Origin of the sequence: Marinobacter sp. ANT_B65 (genome assembly GCF_002407605.1) — a bacterium.
Lineage (GTDB): Bacteria > Pseudomonadota > Gammaproteobacteria > Pseudomonadales > Oleiphilaceae > Marinobacter.
Window position 1 is genome coordinate 57,888 of record NZ_NXGV01000002.1, and the last position, 22,517, is coordinate 80,404.

Annotated in this window: 16 protein-coding genes; 15 read left to right on the top strand and 1 reads right to left on the bottom strand. The window is 55.0% G+C overall.

The annotated features are described in order from the left end of the window. The first annotated feature begins 10 nt into the window (after positions 1–10). The 6 genes from CPA50_RS10425 (at position 11) to znuB (ending at position 11,226) form a co-directional block, all read left to right on the top strand. Positions 11–7,495, top strand: coding sequence for an Hpt domain-containing protein (locus CPA50_RS10425; RefSeq protein WP_096782468.1), 7,485 nt, complete (start codon positions 11–13; stop codon positions 7,493–7,495). Then, entirely contained in the window at positions 7,495–8,547 is a 1,053-nt protein-coding gene (locus tag CPA50_RS10430) for a chemotaxis protein CheB (protein WP_096782469.1), read from the top strand. Before CPA50_RS10425 ends, CPA50_RS10430 begins: the two co-directional genes overlap by 1 nt. A gap of 11 nt (positions 8,548–8,558) precedes the next feature. Beyond that, a complete protein-coding gene (locus CPA50_RS10435) occupies positions 8,559–9,020 on the top strand; it encodes a chemotaxis protein CheW (protein WP_096782470.1) in 462 nt (153 codons plus the stop codon). A 110-nt stretch (positions 9,021–9,130) separates the two neighbouring features. Then, on the top strand, positions 9,131–9,622 hold the full coding sequence (locus CPA50_RS10440) for a Fur family transcriptional regulator (protein WP_096782471.1): 492 nt from the start codon (positions 9,131–9,133) through the stop codon (positions 9,620–9,622). Then, positions 9,615–10,415: a zinc ABC transporter ATP-binding protein ZnuC gene (znuC, locus tag CPA50_RS10445; RefSeq protein WP_096782472.1), complete on the top strand. Its 801-nt coding sequence runs from the start codon at positions 9,615–9,617 to the stop codon at positions 10,413–10,415. Before CPA50_RS10440 ends, znuC begins: the two co-directional genes overlap by 8 nt. Next, positions 10,402–11,226 carry a zinc ABC transporter permease subunit ZnuB gene (gene znuB, locus CPA50_RS10450; RefSeq protein ID WP_096782948.1) on the top strand — a complete coding sequence of 275 codons (825 nt, stop codon included), beginning with the start codon at positions 10,402–10,404 and terminating at the stop codon, positions 11,224–11,226. The genes znuC and znuB overlap by 14 nt, the downstream gene beginning before the upstream one ends. Positions 11,227–11,243: 17 nt before the next feature. Here znuB and CPA50_RS10455 read toward each other — a convergent pair whose 3' ends face one another. Further along, positions 11,244–12,326, bottom strand: coding sequence for a patatin-like phospholipase family protein (locus CPA50_RS10455; protein ID WP_096782473.1), 1,083 nt, complete (start codon positions 12,324–12,326; stop codon positions 11,244–11,246). 215 nt (positions 12,327–12,541) lie between these two features. Here CPA50_RS10455 and folE point away from each other — a divergent pair, with 215 nt between their 5' ends. The 9 genes from folE to CPA50_RS10500 all read left to right on the top strand — a co-directional run bounded on the left by folE (position 12,542) and on the right by CPA50_RS10500 (position 22,464). Next, positions 12,542–13,111, top strand: coding sequence for a GTP cyclohydrolase I FolE (gene folE, locus CPA50_RS10460; RefSeq protein ID WP_096782474.1), 570 nt, complete (start codon positions 12,542–12,544; stop codon positions 13,109–13,111). A gap of 25 nt (positions 13,112–13,136) precedes the next feature. Then, entirely contained in the window at positions 13,137–13,511 is a 375-nt protein-coding gene (folX, locus tag CPA50_RS10465) for a dihydroneopterin triphosphate 2'-epimerase (protein ID WP_096782475.1), read from the top strand. A 17-nt stretch (positions 13,512–13,528) separates the two neighbouring features. Then, positions 13,529–13,966 (top strand): CoA-binding protein, encoded by a 438-nt coding sequence (locus CPA50_RS10470; protein ID WP_096782476.1) that lies wholly within the window; start codon positions 13,529–13,531, stop codon positions 13,964–13,966. A 101-nt stretch (positions 13,967–14,067) separates the two neighbouring features. Beyond that, positions 14,068–16,332 carry a putative bifunctional diguanylate cyclase/phosphodiesterase gene (locus CPA50_RS10475; protein WP_227519602.1) on the top strand — a complete coding sequence of 755 codons (2,265 nt, stop codon included), beginning with the start codon at positions 14,068–14,070 and terminating at the stop codon, positions 16,330–16,332. A gap of 51 nt (positions 16,333–16,383) precedes the next feature. Continuing rightward, positions 16,384–16,704 (top strand): hypothetical protein, encoded by a 321-nt coding sequence (locus CPA50_RS10480; RefSeq protein ID WP_096782477.1) that lies wholly within the window; start codon positions 16,384–16,386, stop codon positions 16,702–16,704. A 223-nt stretch (positions 16,705–16,927) separates the two neighbouring features. Then, positions 16,928–17,359 (top strand): MerR family transcriptional regulator, encoded by a 432-nt coding sequence (locus CPA50_RS10485; RefSeq protein ID WP_096782478.1) that lies wholly within the window; start codon positions 16,928–16,930, stop codon positions 17,357–17,359. A gap of 6 nt (positions 17,360–17,365) precedes the next feature. Next, the gene (locus tag CPA50_RS10490) at positions 17,366–19,987 is read left to right on the top strand and encodes a heavy metal translocating P-type ATPase (RefSeq protein WP_096782479.1); all 2,622 of its coding nucleotides are present in this window, start codon (positions 17,366–17,368) and stop codon (positions 19,985–19,987) included. Positions 19,988–20,130: 143 nt separating this feature from the next. Next, a complete protein-coding gene (locus CPA50_RS10495; RefSeq protein ID WP_096782480.1) occupies positions 20,131–20,580 on the top strand; it encodes a DUF411 domain-containing protein in 450 nt (149 codons plus the stop codon). A 165-nt stretch (positions 20,581–20,745) separates the two neighbouring features. Then, positions 20,746–22,464: a sensor domain-containing diguanylate cyclase gene (locus CPA50_RS10500; protein WP_096782950.1), complete on the top strand. Its 1,719-nt coding sequence runs from the start codon at positions 20,746–20,748 to the stop codon at positions 22,462–22,464. Positions 22,465–22,517: the final 53 nt, after the last annotated feature.

Sequence of the window (22,517 nt, forward strand, 5' to 3'; positions counted from 1 at the left end):
CGGAGAGGTTATGGGCAACCACCATGACAGCATCGCCCTCGACTGGGTTCGGGGTGAGATACAGGACACGCTGACTCAGAGTCAGCATGCGTTGGAGGCATATGTCGAAAATCGTGACGACACGGCTCGCCTGCGCTTCTGCCTGAATTATCTCCATCAGGTGCATGGCACTCTGAAGATGGTTGAGCTTTACGGCGCAGCGCTGCTGACCGAAGAGATGGAAAAGCTCACCCAGGCTGTGTTGAACAACAGCGTCAACAGCGTGGACGAAGCCGTTAACGTCCTCATGCAGTCAATTCTGCAGCTACCTCAGTACCTGGAGCACCTGGATAGCAGCCAGGATGATTTTCCCATGGTGCTGCTCCCATTGCTGAATGATCTTCGTGCAGCCCGGGGCGAGCCCCTGCTCTCGGACACGTCCCTGTTCAAACCGGATCTGGGTCCATCGCGTATGCAGGTTGCAGGCAGCGTTTCCCAACGTCTGCAGGACCCGACAGTCCTTGGCCATATCCGCAAGTTGCGTCAGATGTACCAGTTTGCTCTGGCAGGTATTGTTCGCGAAGAAGATCTCAACGCACAGTTTGCTTACCTGCAGAAAGTCATTCACCGCCTGGTTCGCCTTTGTCAGCAAACGCCTCGCGGAGAACTCTGGAAAGCCGCAGCGGCCTTCGTGGAAACACTGGAGGCCAGAGCCAACCCTGTCAACGCAGCGGTTAAGTCCCTGCTGCGGGATCTCGACGGCGAGATCCGCCGCCTCATAGATGAACACGGGAATATTCTCGCGCAGCCAGCACCTGACGCTCTGCTGAAGCATCTGCTTTATTACGTGGCGCGAGCCCACGATCTGGATTCTGAAAAAGTCCGCGAACTGCGCAGCCGTTATCAACTCGAGCAGGCCCTGCCATCCGAGGATGACGTAGATGCTGCCAGAAACCGGGTTTCCGGCCCCGGCCGTGAAGCTATCCACTCGGTTGTCAGCGCTCTCAACGAAGAGCTTGCCAAACTGAAAGATCAGCTCGACCTGTTTGTCCGTTCGGAAGTACGGCAAAACAACGAACTTGAAGACCTTCTGCCTGCACTGGTGCAGGTTGGTAATACGCTTGCCGTACTGGGCCTCGGAATTCCACGGAAAGTTATTACTGAGCAGGTCGAACTTATCGAGAAACTCAGCGCCCAGAGCAATCTGGTCGATGACGGCACTCTGATGGACATCGCTGGCGCCCTGCTTTATGTAGAGGCCAGTCTCGCAAGTCTGGACAATGACCGGCAGCAGGAACGCTCCGGAGCCAGCAGCGACAACCTGCCTGTAAACAAGGGCTCCCTTGAACTCGGAGAAGCCAGCAGTGCGCTTCTCCGAGAGTCGCGTAACACTCTTGAGCAGGTGAAGTCGGCTGTAATTAACTTTATCGCCTCTCAGTGGGATACCCGTGAAATCGAACATGTCCCTGGTCTGATTCACAGCATTCGCGGCGGGCTGAGCCTGGTGCCGCTGGAACGCGTGGCCAGTATGCTCGCCTCCGCTGAGCGCTATATTTCGGATGTTCTGCTCAGCGACAAACACGTACCTGACTGGAAGCAGCTGGATACCCTGGCCGACGCAGTCACCAGTATTGAGTACTATCTGGAACGCCTGGATGAGGGCATCAGTGACAACGAAGACATTCTGCGAATCGCTGAAGATAGTCTCGCCAGCCTCGGCTTCCCGGTAGGCAAAGAACCCACCTGGGACAAAAAACCTGCCGCTGATGGCGCACAGGTTGTAGAGCAGACAGAAGTCAAAACTTCAGATGAGGATCTTCTGGACGACGAGATTCTTGGTATCTTCGTTGAAGAAGCCGAAGAAGTTCTGCAGACCATCGAAGAATTCTATCCCCGTCTGCGCCAGAATCACGAAGACCGGCAGGCATTGACAGAAGTCCGCCGGGCCTTCCATACGCTCAAAGGCAGCGGGCGTCTGGTAGGTGCAAACAGCCTGGGCGAACTGGCCTGGTCCGTGGAAGATCTGCTGAACCGGGTTATCGACCAGAGCATCAAACCGAACGACGAACTGTTCACTCTGATAGACGAGGTCAACGCCCGCATTCCTTCACTGATTCAGGAGTTCCGTGAAGGGCAGGTTTCGGGTGACATCGCCGAGCTGACAAACCGCGCAGAGTCCATGGCAACCACCCGCCGCAGCGAAGACGAAGAAACTGCTGCGCCCGTGGATGCGGTCAGCGAACCTGAACCCGAGGAAATCCCGGTACCGGAAGTAGAAACCAGCGATGACCAGCAAGACGATCTGATTGACGACGAAATCCTCGAAATTTTCATCGAGGAAGCTGGTGAAGTACTGGATACTATTCGCGAATACCTGCCGATGCTCCTTCGCCAGCACGACGATCGCAGCGCCCTGTCTGAAGTACGCCGCGCATTCCATACCCTTAAGGGTAGCGGCCGCATGGTCGGTGCACTGGTAGTCGGTGAACTGGCCTGGTCTGTAGAGAACATGCTGAACCGTGTGATCGACGGCAGCATTTTCATGAACGACGATATAGCTAACCTGTTGGATGATGTCACCGGCATCCTTCCGACACTGGTAAGTGACTTTGAACGCAAACAACCGCCTTCGGTTGACCCCACTGGTCTTCAGGCACGTGCCACTGCGCTGTCCAATGGCGAAATTCCTGACACAAACTCCATGCCATCCGCCGAAGCCGAGACTGTGCCCGCTATCGGCACAGCTGAACTGTCCGAGACTGATGACGGCGGCGTTGATCCGGTACTTCTCGATATATTCGAGAGCGAAACAGAAACCCATCTGCAGACCCTGAAGGAGTTTCTGGAGTCAGCCGGCGACAAAGTCTGCGCGTCCTACACCGATGGACTTTCCCGGGCTCTTCATACTCTTAAAGGCAGTGCCCACACCGCCGGAATTGCACCCATTGCAGCGGTTATCGCACCGCTGGAACACTTCATCAAAGAATCCCGCAGCCAGAATTTGCGTGCAGATAGAGATGTACTGTCGCTGATTGAGCGTGCCTGCGGCTTCCTGACACAGGGGCTGGCGCAGATTCGTAAAGAGCCCCAGGCTCCCCTGCCAGGCACCGAGGCATTCCTGGAAGAGCTGGAACTGATTTCCAACAACAGGCTACGCACATATAGTGAAACGCCAAGCCTTGACGGAGAGCAGCCAGCAGCATCCCAGCTGGTACAGTTATTCCTTAACGAAGGCCTGGACGTTGTTCTGGATGCGGACCGTATTCTCGACCAGTTGTCAGATAATCCGCAGGATACTACCGCCCTCAACCGGCTCAACGCTGAACTGGCGCGCCTTACCAATGCTGCAGCTGATGCAGGCCTGCCAGAGGTTGCCGCGCTGGCGGAAGCCTTGCAGGAAGTCTACGAAGCAACTATCGCCGGTAATGAAGCACCGGATGAGCAGTTCTTCCCGACCGTTCGTAGCGGCCATGAGCACCTGATCAATATGATGGATCAGGTTGCAGCAGGGCTGGCGATAACATCCGGCGACGCGCTGGTTGCCGAGCTCGAAGCACTCGCTCAGTCCATCGCCAGACGGGAACCTCAGGGCTCCAGTGATTTCGATCAGGTGTTTACCGAAGACCTGGAGGAAATAGATCTCAGCTTTGACATGGATGAACTGGATGCAGTCGATACCAAAGATATCGACGCCAGCCCGCAGTCGCCCTCCGACCTGCCTTTGCCAGAAACATCAGATGACGAGCTTGATGAAGAGCTTGCAGAGATATTCCTCGATGAAGCACGCGATCTCATCGACAGCACCGCTGAAGCTCTACAGAGCTGGAGCATTGCAACCGACAACCTGGATATCCTTCGCCTGCTCCAGCGGGATCTGCACACGTTGAAAGGTGGTGCTCGTCTGGCAGATATTCCGTCGGTCGGCGACCTCTCTCACGAGCTTGAAAACCTGTTTGAAGGACTGACCGAACAGCGGTTATCGGTAAGCGATGAGCTGTCAGACCTGCTGTTCCGCTGTCATGACCGCTTGGCCGGCATGGTAGAAAACATGGAAGCGAAAGAGCTTCCACGACCGGCTCCGGATCTGATCAGCGAAATCCGCACTTACATGGACAACACCAGCGGCTCGCGACCGGTCACGGATGTTGATGTACCGGAAGAGCAAGATGAGGCGGTATCCGACGAGACTCCACTCCCCATTCCGGAGCTTGAGGAAGCCGGGGAAATTGAAGAAGTTGCCGACTCAGGAGATAGCGAACAGGCAACCTACCTGTCGCACATGGACCCCGAGCTGACCGGCATCTTCCTCGAAGAAGCCTACGACCTGATCAACTCAACAGGCAGTGCCCTGCACACCTGGAGTGAAGATCCGTCCAATCATTCTATTGCTGCCGAGCTTCAGCGGGACGTACACACCCTCAAAGGTGGTGCGCGGATGGCCGGAGTCGATGCTATTGGCGATCTGACTCACGTACTTGAAGACCTTTTCGAAAAAGTGGCTGAGCGCCATCTGGAAGCCAGCAGTGCAATGAACGAACTGCTGTTTGCCTGCCACGATCGGCTGGCCCAGATGGTGGAACAGGTTGCCACCCAAAAACCCTGCCCTCCCGCCAAGGATCTGGTGGCCCAGGTTGAAGCGATTCTCCGCGGCGAATCAATACAGCAGGTCGCAGAAGAATCAGCAACAGAAAAAGCAGAAGCAGAAGCAGAAGCAGATATTGCCGTACCGCTTCCGGAAGTCACCCTGGAAGAAGACAGTGGCGACGAGCTGATCAGCATCTTCCTGGACGAAGGCCACGAGATCCGTGCTGCTATCAGCGAATGTCTGGACCAGTGGCGCGAAGACCCACAAGCGATGGATGGTGTCGCACAGTTACAGCAGGAACTGTATGCACTCAAGGGTGGCGCAAGGTTGTCCGATCTCGACCCTATTGCAGATCTCGCTGAAGCCTGGTCGGGTGCGCTCGACGCGCTGATATCCAACCCCGCCAACCAGAAGCTTTTGCTGGCGCTGAGCGACCGCGGCCTTGCGGACCTGACATTGATGCTCGGTACGCTGGAGCAAGGTGGTGATCCCGCGGCAGACCCGGAACTTCTTGTCGCCTTCAACAGCGCACAAGAGTCCGATAGCCATAACGGAGAGCTTCTGCAAAGGCCGACTGCGAAAGCAGACGAGGAAGTGGTCGACCCGGAAATTCTGGAAATATTCCTGGAAGAAGCCGGCGAAATCATGGATCAGCTGGAACAACTTCTTGATGACTGGCGCAAAGATCCGGCCAACAACCACTTCAATCAGGAAGCTCAGCGCGCTTTACATACGCTCAAAGGCGGTGCCCGTTTATCTCAGCTCTCGGCACTGGGTGATAGGGCTCATGGTTTTGAAACCCTCCTGCTCGAACTGGGAGGAAAGGCACCGGATGACAAACAGTGGCAGTCCATCACCGAACACCACGACGGCATCATTGCACTGGTTGCAGAAGTAGGTGCAGGTTTCAAATCCAGTGAGGCACAGCCAGAAGCGTTGAGCGAGGTTACGCCAGCGACGGAGCAGCAGGCGCAGCCAGAAATATCCGAAGAGCCGGCCAAAGCCGTCGTCCCGGTAGAGCCTGCAGCCAAACCTGTAAAAACGAAAACGCCGGCAAAAGCCCGGAACAAAGGTGCAGACATACACCGGACTCCGGCACAGGAAACCATCCGGGTATCCGCTCCTCTGCTGGATGACCTGGTCAATCTCGCGGGTGAGACCAGTATTACCCGCGGCCGACTGGAACAGCAAAGCAGTGACTTCGGCCACACCCTGGAGGAAATGGCCGCAACCATCGAGCGATTACGTGAACAGCTGCGCCGGATGGAAATCGAAACTGAAACACAGATCCTGTTCAGTGCCGAAAAAGAGCACGGGCCGGATTATGGCGACACCTTCGACCCGCTGGAAATGGATCGCTACTCATCCATTCAGCAGCTATCCAGGGCTTTGACAGAATCCTCTTCGGATCTTGCAGATTTGCGTGAAACTCTGTCTGACCGGGTCAGGGATACGGAAACCCTGTTGGTGCAGCAATCCCGCATCAACACGGAACTTCAGGAAGGTCTGATGAAGACCCGAATGATTCCGTTCTCCTCCATGGTGCCGCGTTTGCGCCGGATTGTTCGCCAGATCAGTGGCGAGTTAGGCAAGAAAGTAGAGTTTGACGTACGCAACGCCGAAGGCGAAATGGATCGCACCATTCTGGAGCGCATGATCGCGCCACTGGAACACATGCTGCGTAATGCCGTCGATCACGGTATCGAAAGCCCGGCCGAACGCCTGAAAAAAGGTAAGTCCGAAGCCGGTGAAATTACCCTTTCGCTTGTCCGTGAAGGTGGCGATGTGGTTCTCCGGATGATGGACGATGGTGCCGGCATTCCCTCTGAGGTCATCAGGAACAAGGCGATTCAGCAGGGTCTGTTACAGAAGGACGAGGAGCTTTCTGAACGGGAAATTCTCCAGTTTATTCTTCAGCCAGGGTTCTCAACCGCGCAACAGGTTACCCAGATTTCAGGTCGCGGCGTTGGTATGGATGTGGTGGCCAGCGAAATCAAACAGCTTGGCGGCAGTCTGGACATCGAATCGCAGCTTGGCCGGGGCACCATGTTCACCGTACGGTTGCCGTTTACTGTTTCGGTAAACCGGGCACTGATGGTATCCACGGGCGAGGACTTCTATGCCATTCCTCTGAATACCATTGAAGGTATCGTCCGGGTCAGCACCTATGAGCTTGAGGAGTACTACAAGCCGGATGCGCCGCTATACGAATACGCAGGTCAGGAGTATCGCCTGCAATATCTTGGCAGCCTGCTGAACAGTGACCATCAACCCAAACTTCAGGGCCAGGCTCTGCCATTGCCAGTCATTCTGGTTCGTGGCGCCGATCAACCCATGGCTTTGCAGGTTGATAACCTGATGGGCAGCCGGGAAATTGTTGTTAAATCCCTTGGCCCACAGTTCAGTACCGTTCGCGGTGTATCCGGAGCGACAATTCTTGGTGATGGTAATGTGGTGGTAATCCTCGATCTGCCTGCCATGATCCGTTCCGACATATTGTCTGAACGTGAGCGCCTCGCCGATCTGGAGAAGACACGGGAATCTGCTCGCTACGAAGAACGCGCTACCGTTGTCATGGTGGTGGACGATTCCGTTACCGTCAGGAAGGTTACTTCCCGCCTGCTGGAACGCAATGGCATGGAAGTAATCACCGCCAAAGATGGCCTGGATGCAGTCGCGCAACTGCAGGATCAGAAGCCGGATATCATGTTGCTGGACATCGAGATGCCACGCATGGATGGCTTTGAAGTGGCCAGCTTTGTGCGGCACGACGACACTCTGCGCGATATGCCGATCTGCATGATCACATCACGGACCGGTGAGAAACACCGTGAGAGAGCATTGGCTATTGGCGTTAATGAATACCTCGGCAAACCGTTCCAGGAGACAGAATTGCTGAAAACAATTGAACGGCTGACCGGCAAGCAGTGATGGCCGGCCCTAACGGTCGGGCTCGGGTCGGAATTGTGTCAGATATTGCTCTGCAGCGGCATCGCCTGCAGACAGCAACTGCAAGATTCGGCCTTGAAGTCTGCTTCTCCGGGGATCCCGAAAGGCTTCAGGGACAATCCGGGTTTCCGGATGCAGGTTTATGGCTGGTCACCCTGGAAGATGAAGCGGACCATCCGACTCTGTTCGACTATCTGCTGGAGAATACGGAGGCGCCTGTTCTGTTCGGGTTGGATCAGGCCCCGGCATCGGGCAGTACGGATTATTTCCGCTGGGAACGCAGACTGCTGAGCAAACTGGAGCAGGAGCTGGGGGAATTTCCTCAACCTGGCCCGGAAGACAGCCTTGAAGAGCTTGCGCAACACTCTTCGAGAAGCGAAGGGGCAGCCGGGCTCCCCCAATGGCTGAAGCCCGCAGTACCTGGTTCTGTAGCAGAGGATGTCTGGGTACTCTGCGCATCTCTGGGCGGGCCCGCAGCGGTGAAGGCATTTCTGGACAACCTGCCCCCGGGCTTGCCCGTGGGTTTTATCTACGCCCAGCATATTGATGGTCATTTTACTGAGGTACTTACCCGGGTACTTGGCCGTCATGCCCATTACAAGCTGCGGCATGCCGAAGAAAATTATCGGGTAAAAAACGGCGACGTAGTTCTGATACCGGTAGAACACGAATGGAAATTTGAGAACACCGGGGTACTCACAAAACTGGACACCCCCTGGCCTGGGCCTTATGGCCCGTCCATTGACCAGGTGTTGCTGAACACAGCAGATCATTATGGCGCCCACTGCCATGCCATTTTGTTTTCCGGCATGGGTAACGACGGCACAACAGCAGCTCCATTACTCAAGGCCTATGGCAGCCAGATCTGGGTTCAGGAGAGTTCCAGTTGCGGCAACAGCTCAATGCCCGATTCCGTAGCCGCTACGGGCTGTTCCAGTTTTTGCGGCACCCCCGAGCAACTGGCTCAGGAACTGGTCAAAACTATTGAAAAATCCTGTCTGCTTAAAGGCAGGCAGAAACGGGATACCGTCTGAGGACACAAGCAATGAAAGACAACAGCCAGACCCTCTCCTGCGTTATGATCCCCGTAAGCAGGCGGCAGCTTATTCTGCCCAACGTATCCATTGCCGAGGTGGTGGACTACGCCAGCACTGACGCTGGCGTTGGTGCGCCGGACTGGCTGGCTGGCCGGCTGGAGTGGCGCGGGTTAAATCTGCCGGTTATCTCCTACGATGCTGCCAACGGCGGAACTCTGACAGTGCCTGGTGAAAACCGCGGCCGGATTATTGTGCTGAACACGATCAGCGACAGCAGCGAAAAGCTCCGTTTCATAGCCCTGATTACCCAGGGCATTCCCAGTCAGGTTCGTATTAACGAAGACCAGATCAAACCCCTGGATGGCGAAAAAGGCCCGGCCGATCTTATGCAGATTGATGTTGACGGTGAAGCCGCCTGGATTCCTGATCTGGATTACCTTGAATCTCTTGCCAATGAATCGCTGGTGTAAAAGTAGTATCTGAAACCACCAGACGGCCGACACTCCGGTGATTCACCTGCCCCGTGGCAGGAAGATCCTTGCAAATGTTATAATGTTGCAAACTTAGCAGGATTCCGACCATGTCCGCCCGTGCACTCCCATACCGCCCTCATAACCACGATGCCTGTGTCAGTCACGCCCTGGCCGATGCCAGGGCGATCTGTCAGCAGCAAAACGTTCGCCTGACGCCCACCCGTGAGCGGGTGCTGGAGCTGATCTGGCAATCCCACAAGCCCCTCGGGGCCTACGATGTGCTCGCAGAACTTACTTCCGAAGGCCATAGCGCCGCGCCACCGACTGTCTACAGGGCTCTGGATTTTCTGCAGCAGCATGGCCTGGTACACCGCATAGCTTCGCTTAATGCATTTACCGGCTGCGTCCACGCGGGCGAACAGCACACAAGCATGTTTCTTATCTGTCGTGTCTGCGACAATGTTCTTGAATTGACAGACGCCTCTGTATCCAAGGCGATACATAATGCAGCGGATGCCGAAGCATTCCGTACCGAAAAGGTAACTCTTGAAGTATCGGGCCTCTGCCCCCGCTGTCAGGCGGAAAAACACCATGAATGAAACCCTGGTCGCCATTGATAATCTTACTGTCCGGTTTGGCGAACGACCGGTTGTCGACCGGGTAAACCTGTCGCTCCACCGTGGCGACATCATCACGATTATCGGACCCAACGGTGCGGGCAAAACCACTCTGATCAAAGCCATTTTGGGTATACAGCCGGTAACCAGTGGTCATATCACACTCTCAAAAGGCCTGGTGACAGGTTATGTGCCCCAGCACCTTAGCCTGGAACCGACGCTGCCTCTCACCGTTAAACGCTTTATGCTGCTCAGTGGCAGGTCTCTGGCAGATTGCGAGTCTGCATTGGCAAGAACCGGAGTCAGCCATCTGCTTAATGCTTCCGTACATCACCTGTCGGGAGGAGAACAGCAACGCTTGCTGCTGGCACGTGCACTGGTCCGGAAACCGGACCTTCTGGTCCTCGACGAGCCCGCACAAGGTGTTGATATCAACGGTCAGGCTGCACTTTACGACCTGATCCGTCAGTTAAGAGATGAGCTGAACTGTGGCGTTATCATGATCTCCCACGATTTGCACCTGGTCATGGCTGCCACTGACAAGGTTATCTGCCTGAACCAGCACGTATGCTGCAGTGGGCACCCGGCAGACGTTTCGCATGATCCGGCGTTTATCGAAACTTTTGGCAGGCCAGTGGCCGAATCTCTGGCGGTGTACCACCATCATCACAACCACAGTCATGACCTCCATGGCGACGTAGTTGGTAGCGACAATTCCCGGCAGGTCCCGGCCCGGGAACACAGTCATGAAGGGTGTCAGCATGAACATCATTGATACCGTGCTGAATGATTTCTTCTGGCGGGCTCTTATCGGAGGTCTGGGTGTAGCGCTGGTCGCCGGCCCTTTGGGCTGTTTCGTGGTATGGCGGCGGATGGCGTATTTCGGTGATACTCTGGCCCATTCCGCGCTGCTGGGAATTGCTCTTAGCTTTCTGATCAATGTCCCGCTCAATATCGGGGTTATCATTACCAGTGTCGTTCTCGCCATTGCCCTGATGTCATTTTCCCACAACAAAACACTCGCCACCGACACCCTTCTGGGCATTCTTGCTCACAGTGCTTTGGCTATCGGGTTAGTAGCTCTCAGTTTTATGCCTGAGGTCCGGGTTGACCTCACCGGTCTGCTGTTTGGTGATCTGCTGGCCATGACCCGCAACGATTTGCTGTGGATCTATGGCGGCACGGCTCTGATCCTGACGCTTCTGGTTGTGCTTTGGCGTGGTTTGCTGATGAGTACAATTCACGAGGAACTGGCGCGAGTTGAGGGCGTTCAGGTTGAGCGTCTGCGCATGCTATTGATGCTGATGTTTGCACTGGTGATCGCAGTTGCCATGAAGATGGTAGGTGTCTTACTGATTACCGCTCTGCTGATCATCCCTGCAGCAACGGCGCGCAGACTGGCGAGCACCCCGGAGCAGATGGCTACACTGGCAATCGTATTCGGTTTTCTTGCAGTAGGCGGAGGGCTGACTTTATCCTGGCACATGGATACACCTGCAGGTCCATCTGTCGTGGTAACAGCCTTTGTCTCCTTTCTTGTTGTCTATGGCGCCGCTGGCATCTTCTCAGCCCGGAGCACTGCCTGAGGGCAGAGCCCCGGCTGTCATAAAGGCTGGAGTACATCAGCCAGACGACCCGTTTCCAGCAATTCAAGAAACTCGTCGCCCATACGCTCACTCTCTGCAATGGCCTTCCGCCATGAGCGCTCCCGGCCGCTGTCATTACCGGCATAGGTCTCAAAGTCTTTACGATCCGGGAGTTTGCCGTCAGGCAGGCGTTCCAGATAGTCCAGGGAAGGCGCCACCAGCAGAACATCCTGCAAACGGGCTGCATCACCTCGCCGCCAGGGCATCGTTTTGTCGAACCAGCCAGGTACCACGCGATCAGTAAAGTGTGGATACAGAACCACGCCCGGCTGTTCATAGGGCAAGTCCAGATGGTAATCCAGAAGGCCTCCATCCCGGTATACGCCACTTGGGGCCCCCGGAATATCCCGAACGCCGGACATAACCATCGGAATGGATGCTGAAGCCAGCAGAGCGGGCTGGAGATTATCACGGGTCAGAGGGACTTCATGGCTGAGAAAGTCCTTCAGGGGCGACAGCGGAGCTTTTAGCCGGGCATCGTGAAGAATAGCGCGCTCCATAAAGCGCCCAAGGTGACGCCGGCCAACCATGTTCGCGCTTATGGCACTCATCAGCCCCAGACCCAGGCGTGCTCTGGATTCGGGCTCAAGCATTCCGAAAGTGCGAACCACCACTATGTTCAGGCGGTACCAGGGGTGCTCAAGGATGTAATCTTCCCTGCCCCCGATCAGTTCCTGGAGAAAAAGAATGCTCTGGCGAGAGACCTCCGCAGCACTGACGCCTTTTGAAAAGCGCTGAGTGGTATAAAGTTCCGCCAGCCGGGTAAGCTGAGCCCGGGGGTTATCCGAAGATGCAATGGCGGCAAACCTCCAACTGCCGATGGACGAGCCAATCAGGGAGCGCTCCTGCTCAGCCTGCAGCAGCCAGTCACCAAAAATGGCTTTATCCAGACCGCTTAAACCGAGGGCCTTGGGGCCACCGGCCGCTCCCGGTATAACGTGCACATCATCCGGTGTCAGCGGTTTTTCCTGCAACCGCTGCATGGTTCGGCGGCCGGCGCGGATAGTGAGCGCAGGCGCGCGGATATGGATGGCAGTCATATGGGGTTTCCCGTCGGAGATCGGAATGAACAGTAAGCAGATGAAACACGGATTTTAACGAAGTGGCAATCAACGACCAACCATGACTGGTCTTTTATGGGCGTACTATCGTAAATCGTAGAGATGCCGGGCAAATTCACTTAAGCTTTGCCCCTTGTACCTTACCCTTGCCGTACTCTGAACCAAAACCTAACCATAGAGAGCCGGAAAAGACTATGACCAAACTCCTTGACGACCTCGCGGGCAACTACCGCGCCATCATCAACGGACTGGGTGAAGACACCAACCGTGAAGGTCTGCAGGACACCCCCATGCGGGCTGCCAAAGCCATGCAATTTCTTACCCGTGGCTACCAGCAGGATCTTGACGACCTCGTCAACAATGCGGTCTTTGAGTCCGCAATGGACGAAATGGTTGTAGTTCAGGACATCGAGCTCTACAGCATGTGCGAGCATCATATACTGCCCTTTATCGGCAAATGTCACATCGCCTACATGCCCCAGGGGCGAGTTCTGGGTCTGTCCAAGTTTGCACGCATCGTCGACATGTATGCCCGTCGTCTGCAGATCCAGGAAAACCTGACCCGCCAGATCGCCGAAGCAGTCGAAAGCGTCACCAACGCCAAAGGCGTTGCCGTGGTGATCGAAGCACAGCATATGTGCATGATGATGCGCGGGGTGGAGAAGCAGAACTCGAAGATGAAAACCTCAATGATGCTGGGGCAGTTCCGCAAATCCCAGGCGACGCGCACAGAATTTTTTAATCTGATCAGCAGTAACCGTTAATTCCTGCGGTTCAGATGGAGGCGGTATGACAGAAGTTCTCAGCAACCACCAGGCAAGAGTACAGATCAAGGATCTGCTGCTGCGGGCGTATATCGGCATCAAGGAAGAAGAAATAAACAATCAGCAGGACGTAATCATCAACATCTGCCTGACCTACGATGCAGCGGAAGCAATCAGCCGGAACGAAATCACGGCAGCACTCAACTACCGCACAATCACCAAACAGATTATCCGCCACGTAGATGGCAATCGGTTTGCGCTTCTGGAGCGTCTGACCCACGAAGTGCTCAGCATAGTTATGGAGCATGAAGCCGTTCAGTGGGCGCAGGTGGAAATAGACAAGCCTCACGCGCTACGCTATGCGGAATCCGTGTCTGTCTGCCTTGAGGCACAGCGTTAATTCAACACAGGTGATCCATGCCAAGCAACCAACCAGATCAAATGCGCGCCATTCTCGATCGCGTCCGCACCATTGCATTAGTGGGCGCCAGCGAGAAAACCAACAGGCCTTCCCATGAAGTCATGGAATTCATGCAGCAGCACGGGTATCGGATTATTCCGGTAAACCCGCGCCTGGAAGGCCAGAAAGTACTCGGTGAAACAGTCTATAGGGACATAGCCTCTATACCGGAGCCTGTCGATATGGTTGAGCTGTTCCTTGCTCCGGAGCGCACAGATGCCGTTATTGACCAGGCCATTGAACTGAAGGTTCCGGTGCTCTGGTTGCAGATTGGCGTTATCAATGAAGCTGGTGCTGCCAGGGCTGAGGCTGCCGGGCTGACGGTCGTGATGGATCGCTGTCCGAAACAGGAAATTCCACGTCAGGGCATCCCAAGAGTCGGCTCAAGAACCTGAGCCCTCTGGGGCTGTATGACCGCCCCGAAAAGAATGTTTTACTATTGTTGACCTTCTGCCGCTACACTGACGAATTAATTTTCTGGTAACCGGAGCGCTTCTTGGAACACTCACCAAAAAAAGTCGGGCTTTTTATGAAGCGCCTGCTGAACCCGGTTTTCCCGGTGGTGATCTTCCTTGTTTTTCTGGGTATAGCAACCGGCCTTCGGTACGGTTTGATTCAGCAGTATACCGGGCAGATAGAGGCCAATCTCAAAAACGAAGCCCGGATTATGGCCCATAATCTGGAATGGGAATTTACAGTACATGCCGACGCTATCCGGCGAATGGCCAAAAGGCTGGCAACAGATCCGCGCATTTCTGAAAGCGTGTGGCGGGAAGATGCCCGCAGCTACCTTGACGATTTTCGTGTATATCAGGCAGTCGAGTGGATAGATCGTGATTTCTTTGTTCAGTGGCTGGAGCCTGCTTCCACCAATGAAGGTGTAAAAGGCTTCAACTCAGCGTTTAATAAACAGCGCAGGGAGGCTCTTGAAGCCGCCGTTGAGACAGGAAATCATGACATCTCAGGGGTGATTGATCTGGAGCAGGGAGGTCAGGGCATTGTTATTTATGCTCCGGTCGGTACCGGGGCTGAAAACAATGGCTTGATTGCGGGAGTCTTCCGGATGGAAACCCTGGCCCGCCAGCTTATGGCTGCCCGAGAACCAGCCATGTTCCAGATACAGATTCTCAGCAAAGGCACTCCGGTATATACCCTGAGCGATTTCGAAAATACCACCCGCCTTATGTCCTACACCGAGCCAGTCAACATCCCAACTCTGGACTGGCAGCTCACTCTTCAGCCCTCACCAGAATGGATTGACAAACAGCGTAGTCCCTGGCCACGCTGGACGTTCATCACGCTTGTATTCGTGGGTTTACTCACCAGCCTCTCAGCACTTCTTCTGCAGCTCATACTCAGGCGCAATAAAGACCTGTTAACAGCCAGAAAGAAACTGGATGAGGAAATTACGCAACGCAAAACGATTCAGCAGGACCTTGTGCGGCTGGAGTCAACAGATGTTCTCACAGGGCTACCGAATCGACGCTTCTTTATGGAGGACCTCGCCCACTCTCTGCATATTGCAAATCGCCAGGGGCGCCAGGTCGCCCTGGTAATGCTGGATCTTGACCGTTTCCAGACCCTGAATGATTCTCTCGGACACCAGTTCGGAGATGAGCTGCTCGCTCAGGTTGCTACGAGGCTGGACCAGCTCAGTGATGAAGGCATTACTGTAGCTTATTCCGGTGGTGACGAATTCATGATCTGCCAGCAGAATGTGGAGGATATTGACGATGTCATCTACCTGCTCGGGCTTATAAAACACTGTTTTGAAGCGCCTTTTTTGATCCAGGATGAAGCTCACGGTGTTACCGCAACCCTGGGAGTTGCGGTGTTCCCCCAGAGTGGCCTGGATTCAGATATCCTCTTGCGCAATGCCGACATTGCCCTTTATCGCGCCAAGGAACAGGGGCGAAACACCTACCAGTTTTATACAGAGGGTATGCAGGAACGGGAGGTTATGCGTCTGGAGCTCGAAAAGGATCTCAGTCAGGCTCTTGCCCATAACGAATTTGTACTGCACTACCAGCCACAGGTGAACCTCACCAGCGGCAAAGTCAACAGCGTTGAGGCGCTTATCCGGTGGCAACACCCTCGCCGAGGTTTGCTGTCACCAGTGGAATTTATTCCACTGGCAGAAGAAAGTGGCCGGATTACCGACATCGGCCAGTGGGTAGTCATGGCCGCCTGCCGGCAGTTAGCAGCCTGGAAGGGAACCCGTTTCGAGAACCTGAGGGTGGCGATAAATCTGTCCGGACGTGAGCTGGACGACGACAACCTTGTTGATCGCATACGCAATGCTCTGGACAAAGAGGGGATACCGGCAAACCGGCTTGAAGTCGAGCTGACTGAGGAAATTTTTATTCAGAATATCGAGCACAACCTGGGGCAACTGTCGCGCCTGCATGAGCTCGGTATAAAGCTGGCGATTGACGATTTTGGTGTTGGCTATTCATCGCTGGCATATCTGCGGGATTTCCCGGTGGATCTTCTGAAAATTGACCGCTCGTTTATCAGGGATGTAAATGAACGCCATGATGATGCGGTCATCACCCGGGCTATAATCAATCTCGCCCATAACCTTGGCTTACACGTTATTGCAGAGGGTGTAGAAACACCGGGACAGCTGGAATTCCTCAAAGGCCAGGGCTGCGATCTCATTCAGGGTTACCTGATCAGCCGCGCTATTCCCCCGGCTGATCTGGAAAAGTCGCTGGCTAGCGGAACTTTCGAAAAACTCGCCGCAAGTTCCGGTTTGTAATTGCCTTCTGACTCCCCCAACATTGGATTTGATTTCTTCAGGTGAGACTTTATGAGCACGGGTTATCTGACGCAGGAACAGGACCGCAAACTTCGTCGGTGGGAACGCTGGAACCGGAATTATTTCATTTTTGCATTCATAGCTCTGATTATTATCCTGGTTTTCAGCAGCCAGCTTGGGCTTTCCAGTGGCGATGACTGGGGCCCGCTGGGCCTTCTGCTTGCAGCGCTGATTACTCCGATCATTATTTTGCAATTGCGCCTGGCCTGCCCCGCGTGCGGCCATAAGATTGGCTGGCAGGCCAAATTGATGGCGCCCGACCAATGCAAAAGCTGCGGAACCTTCCTTCGGTCCAAAAACTCCTCTTCCTGAAAACCTTTGACCTGTGAGTAGGTCACAGGTTTTAGACTATCCTTTAGTTTCCATGCTATCGGCTATCAGGCTTTGGCGATAACCGATGCGATATGGGCGGATCTTCCGAAAACCGCTGTAAATACATCCCTGTACGCTTGCTCTCCGCCATCCATGGCTCCGGGCATTTTCGGAAGATCCGCCCATACTGCTGCTCACTTATACTTGGTGGATGCTGCTAAATATGAAAGTTAAGGAACTTGCCAAGTCTGCCGGGACAACCTCGGACACCGTCCGTTTTTACACACGGGAAAAGCTGCTCAAGCCGTCCCGGAACCCGGACAACAACTACCAGCAATACGATGGTGAAGACCTCCGGCGCCTGCGTTTTGCCCGTAAGGCTCGTCAGCTTGGGTTTTCACTGCCAGAGATTAAGCAAATTCTGGATAAAGCAGACGATCACCACTCGCCCTGCCCTATGGTCCGGGATGCATTCCAGCAACGGCTGGCAGATGTGGAGAGGGAGATTCAGGAGTTGCAGCAGCTGCGCAAACGAATGAAAACAGCACTGGTCGCCTGGCAGGATATGCCGGATGGCACACCGGATGGCCATACCATCTGTCGATTGATTGAGCACTGGGACGACAGCGAGCCCGGAAATCAGGCTGAGGAGTAAACCACCATGAGCGAAACACCTGTGTTACATACCACTCTCAGCATTTCCGGCGCCTCCTGTCAGGGATGCGCGAAGAAAATCCGCAATGCTCTGGAGCCACTGACCGGCGATACAAGCCTGGTAGAAGTTAATATCAAAGAACAGACAGTGGCTTTGCCTGAAGGCATTGATGCTACGGAGGCGGCGAGAGTTGTCACTGAAACAGGGTATCCGGCTGAACCGGTAACCGGGGCTGAAACGCCCGCCAGCTGTTGTTCTGCAACATCAAGAAGCCCAGCCCCCACATCGGCTGAACACGAGAACAGGCAGGCCGGGGTTCCGGATAGCGGGTCTGAACACTCAGCAACAGCGACTCAGAGTGATGGCCAGATACACCTGGCGGTTACCGGCGCTACCTGCGCCTCTTGCGTCAATACCATCGAGAAAGCACTGAAGTCGGTTGCCGGCGTTGATCATGCCCACATGAATCTCGCAGACAATACCGCCACTGCGACGGGCGCAACCGATCCGCAAGCTCTGATCCGGGCGGTGGAAAATGCAGGCTACGGTGCCAGTGTGATCGAGGATGCAGATGCCGCAGACAACCAGAAGCAGGAAGAAGATAAAAAGCGATACAAATCCCTGCTGGTGAAGATGGCCATCAGCCTGGGACTGGGCATTTGTCTGATGGTATGGGGCATGGGATTCGGTTCCATGACGGTAACTGATACAAACCAGAGCATCTGGTTTGGGCTGGGCATGCTGACCCTGGCAGTTATGGCCGGTACCGGCGGACATTTTTACGCCGGTGCCTGGAAGGCATTCAGACATCACAACGCCAATATGGATACGCTGATTGCGCTGGGTACAGGTACGGCGTGGCTGTATTCCATAACGGTTGTGAGTATTCCTGAAGCCTTGCCGGAGATGGCGCGACATGTCTATTTTGAAGCCTCGGCCATGATCATCGGTTTGATCAACCTGGGTCAGGCACTGGAGCTCCGGGCCAAGGGCAAGACCTCCGAAGCAGTTCGCCGGCTACTGGATCTGCGAGCGAAAACGGCGCGGGTTATCCGTGACGGCCAAGAGCAGGATATTCCGGTAGAAGATGTGTGTAAGGGCGACCATATCCGCGTTCGCCCTGGCGAGAACCTGCCTGTCGACGGGCGCGTCGTTGAGGGCAGCACCCGTATCGACGAAAGCATGCTCACGGGCGAGCCCATGCCGGTGAGTAAAGCGGTGGATGATGAAGTGTCCGCCGGTACGCTGAACACCCATGGTGCTATCGTTTACGAAGCAACGCGGGTGGGCAGCGAAACCGCCCTGGCCCAGATTATCCACCTGGTTAAAAAAGCTCAGGGCTCGAAGCCGGCCATAGGGCGGCTGGCAGACAAGATATCGTCGGTGTTCGTACCCAGCGTTATGCTGATTGCCGTGGCCGCTGCTCTGGTCTGGTACAACCTAGGGCCAGAGCCTGCGGTTGTGCATATGATGGTGGCAGCTACCACCGTTCTGATCATTGCCTGCCCCTGCGCCCTGGGCCTCGCCACGCCCATGTCGGTGATGGTCGGTGTTGGCAAGGCTGCAGAATACGGCGCCCTGATTCGTCAGGGCGATGCCCTGCAAACCGCAGGCAAGCTGGATCTGGTGATTCTCGACAAAACCGGAACCATTACCGAAGGCCACCCGGCGGTGACCATCCTGCATGCGATAAATGGCGATGAGCAGCAACTGCTGGCGCTGGCTGCAGGTCTGGAGAAGCATTCCGAGCACCCCCTCGCAGAAGCCATCATTAATAAAGCCAAAGAGCAGAATGCGGAGCCTCTGAAAGCCACCGGCTTTGAAGCGCTGAATGGCAAAGGTGTGGTGGGCGAGTTTGAGGGTGAACCCGTTCGTCTCGGCAACCGCCGCTGGCTGGAAGCGGAGGGCCTGTCTCTGAGTGGTCTTGACGATGTAGAAAAAGCCATTACCGAAGAAGCCGGTACACCACTGTTTCTTGCCCTCGGCACCAAACTGCTGGGTGTTTTCGGCGTTGCCGACGCCATCAAGGCAGATTCTGAGGCCGCCATCCGGCGCATGCACGATGCCGGCATCCGGGTCATGATGATCACCGGTGATATCGACGCGACGGCCAAGGCCATTGCAGCCAAGGCCGGTATTGATGAGTACCGGGCTGAGGTTCTGCCGGAAGATAAAGCCGACGTGGTAAACGAAATGCGCGGTAAGGGCTATACCGTCGCCATGGTGGGCGACGGTATCAACGATGCGCCGGCTCTGGCCGCAGCCGACGTTGGCTTCGCCATCGGCACCGGTACCGACGTGGCCATCGAAAGCGCCTCCATCACCCTGATGCGGGGTTCACTGCACGGCGTACCCGATGCCATAGAAATCTCCCGGGCTACCGTAAAGAACATTCGTCAAAACCTCTTTGGAGCCTTTGTGTACAACAGCCTCGGAATTCCTGTCGCCGCAGGCCTGCTGTATCCGGTCTGGGGCATATTAATGAGCCCGATCCTTGCCGGGGCCGCCATGTCGCTGTCTTCGGTAACCGTTGTTACCAACGCCAACCGCCTGCGGCTGTTTAAAACCAGTCACAAACCGGTTCAGGGAACAAACCAAAGCCAACTATCAAAAGGGGAGCGGAACTGATGGAAACTATACTGGTCAATGCCGGTGGTCTTGTTCTGATGGCCGCGATCATCTGGTGGTTCTGGCTTTCGTCATCGGATAGCGGTGCCTCTGCACCGGATCAAAGCCACCACTGAACACGACTCAGAAAAGAGAGAACAGCCATGAAAAAACAGATCCTCGGAATGGCCCTGGTCGGCGCCCTCGGTTTTAGTACCCCATTATTGGCGGCGGGCGCCGCACAGAGCATTCACGTATACAAATCGCCCACCTGCGGCTGCTGCACAGATTGGATCGACCATCTTGAAAGCAACGGTTTTGACGTGGAGGTCACCGACACCCACGATATAAACCGCGTCAAGATGGAGGCCGGTCTCAGCCCCGGTCTGGCCAGCTGCCATACCGCTTTTGTAGATGACTATGTCATCGAAGGCCACGTGCCCGCAGATGATATCCACCGGCTGATCGCCAACGCTCCGAAAGCCCGGGGGCTCGCCGTTCCTGGCATGCCCGCAGGCTCACCAGGTATGGAAATGGGCGACCGCAAAGACCATTACCAGGTACTGATGTTCAACGCCAACGGTCAAACCAAAGTGTTTTCCGAGTACAACTAGCAGCCTGGAGCTTCTTTGGCCTGTTACAGATCAGCACCGATGCGCTTACCCCACTGGTACTGATCTGTAACAGGTTCCCATGCACTTCTGACATTCTTTTCTACACACACGCCAGCCTGTGCTCTATGATTGCTGCCGATCCCCGCAAAACGAAGACGCATGTTCTTGAGCCTCAAAACCCGGTTTCTCAGTATTGCCGCCGCCCTGATCGTTATCGCTGCAGGTGCTTCGTGGTTGGCTTACCAAAAGCTTTCCGAAGACCTCATCGAACGTTGGGGGCGTCAGGTTGCCGAGATACAGGTACGCTATGACAGTGCCCGTCTTCTGCAATCCCTGGAACGGGAGATCGGTCTCGCCCGTCAGATGGCCGACTCCAGTGCTCTGCTCAGCTGGGCTGCCGACCCGGACAACCCGGCCCGCGAAAAAACGGCCATTCGCGAAATGGAAAGCTTTCGCTCCAACTTCCGTGACAACAGCTATTTTGTGGCCTTGAGGGAAAACGGTCGCTACTACTTCAATAATGAAAACGATGAATTTGCCGGCAAGCAGTTCCGCTATGTTCTGAATCCGGAAGATCCTGATGACGCCTGGTTTTATCAACTGATAGACGAAGGCCGTGACTTTCATCTGAATGTGAACCCGGATACGGAACTGGGCGTTACCAAGCTCTGGATTGACGTGCTGATGCGCAACTCTGAAAAACAGATAGTAGGTATGGTCGGCACGGGGCTGAACCTTGATACCTTTCTGCAGGATATCGTCGACATTAACCAGGAAGGCATCACCACACTGTTTGTCGATTATAACGGCGCAATTCAGCTATACCGGGATCGCAATTACATTGATTTCGGGAGCGTGATCAAGCCGGAAGGTCAGAAAAACACTGTGGATCTGCTGTTTGATGCTCCGGAAGACAAACAGAAGATTCTGGGCATGCTGCAACTGCTCAAAAAAAGCTCTGGCAAGGCAGGCTATGTCGAAAGCGGTTTTGTCACCGTAGATGGCCGTGAACATCTCGCTGGCGTTGCTTTTTTACCCGCAATTGGCTGGTTTGAAATAACCCTTCTTGATCTGAATACGCTACTGCCCAAAAGCTATCTGTGGCCTTTGGTGGCTGTATTTATCGTCAGCCTCCTGATCACACTGATTGTCTTTCACCTTATCATCCAGTCCCGCATAGTAAAGCCCATCGTCGGGCTGGAGGATGCTGTGGAAAAAGTTCGCAAAGGCAGCTTTGTCCTGCCGCGGCTGGACAAACCGGATAACGAGATTGGCCGGCTGGTCGATCACTTTGAAAAAATGACAGAGAGCCTGCGCGATTCAACCCGGGAACTGGAAAACAAGGTAACCCTGCGTACCGACGAGCTGGCCCGCCTTGCCCGGATTGATCCACTCACAAACCTGAAAAACCGCCGGGGTATGGACGAAGTGCTGGAAGAGGAAATTCAGCGGGCAGACCGGCTGGGCAATGATTTTGGCGTACTGTGGCTGGATATCGACCACTTTAAATTGATTAACGACCAGCTTGGCCATCAGGCCGGAGACGAAATTCTGTGCCGTGTTGCCTTGTGGCTGAAAGCCGGCGTTCGTCCTTACGACCACCCGGGGCGCTGGGGCGGTGATGAATTTGTTATTCTCCTGTCGCCTTGCGATCCGGCAACACTGGAACATATTGCCCGACGTATTTGCGAGGGCGTTGAGCAGGAGAGCCGCAAAACGGGCACGCCGGTAACGGTTAGCCTAGGCGGCTATCTCTCGAAACCCGGGGACAACATGGATACCGTGCTGCGAAATGCCGATCAGGCGCTTTATCGGGCGAAGGATAACGGGCGCAACCAGATTTGCATTACCCTCCCGGACGAAACCGGAATTAACCCCGCGTAACGAGTCTGACTCGTTACGCTATAACCGTTATACTCCGCCTCATCATTCATTTT

Excerpts from the sequence above, each read along its gene's own strand:
- CPA50_RS10425 (WP_096782468.1), top strand. The coding sequence starts at position 11 with ATGGGCAACCACCATGACAGCATCGCCCTCGACTGGGTTCGGGGTGAG.
- CPA50_RS10430 (WP_096782469.1), top strand. The coding sequence starts at position 7,495 with ATGGCCGGCCCTAACGGTCGGGCTCGGGTCGGAATTGTGTCAGATATT.
- CPA50_RS10435 (WP_096782470.1), top strand. The coding sequence starts at position 8,559 with ATGAAAGACAACAGCCAGACCCTCTCCTGCGTTATGATCCCCGTAAGC.
- CPA50_RS10440 (WP_096782471.1), top strand. The coding sequence starts at position 9,131 with ATGTCCGCCCGTGCACTCCCATACCGCCCTCATAACCACGATGCCTGT.
- znuC (WP_096782472.1), top strand. The coding sequence starts at position 9,615 with ATGAATGAAACCCTGGTCGCCATTGATAATCTTACTGTCCGGTTTGGC.
- znuB (WP_096782948.1), top strand. The coding sequence starts at position 10,402 with ATGAACATCATTGATACCGTGCTGAATGATTTCTTCTGGCGGGCTCTT.
- CPA50_RS10455 (WP_096782473.1), bottom strand. The coding sequence starts at position 12,326 with ATGACTGCCATCCATATCCGCGCGCCTGCGCTCACTATCCGCGCCGGC.
- folE (WP_096782474.1), top strand. The coding sequence starts at position 12,542 with ATGACCAAACTCCTTGACGACCTCGCGGGCAACTACCGCGCCATCATC.
- folX (WP_096782475.1), top strand. The coding sequence starts at position 13,137 with ATGACAGAAGTTCTCAGCAACCACCAGGCAAGAGTACAGATCAAGGAT.
- CPA50_RS10470 (WP_096782476.1), top strand. The coding sequence starts at position 13,529 with ATGCCAAGCAACCAACCAGATCAAATGCGCGCCATTCTCGATCGCGTC.
- CPA50_RS10480 (WP_096782477.1), top strand. The coding sequence starts at position 16,384 with ATGAGCACGGGTTATCTGACGCAGGAACAGGACCGCAAACTTCGTCGG.
- CPA50_RS10485 (WP_096782478.1), top strand. The coding sequence starts at position 16,928 with ATGAAAGTTAAGGAACTTGCCAAGTCTGCCGGGACAACCTCGGACACC.
- CPA50_RS10490 (WP_096782479.1), top strand. The coding sequence starts at position 17,366 with ATGAGCGAAACACCTGTGTTACATACCACTCTCAGCATTTCCGGCGCC.
- CPA50_RS10495 (WP_096782480.1), top strand. The coding sequence starts at position 20,131 with ATGAAAAAACAGATCCTCGGAATGGCCCTGGTCGGCGCCCTCGGTTTT.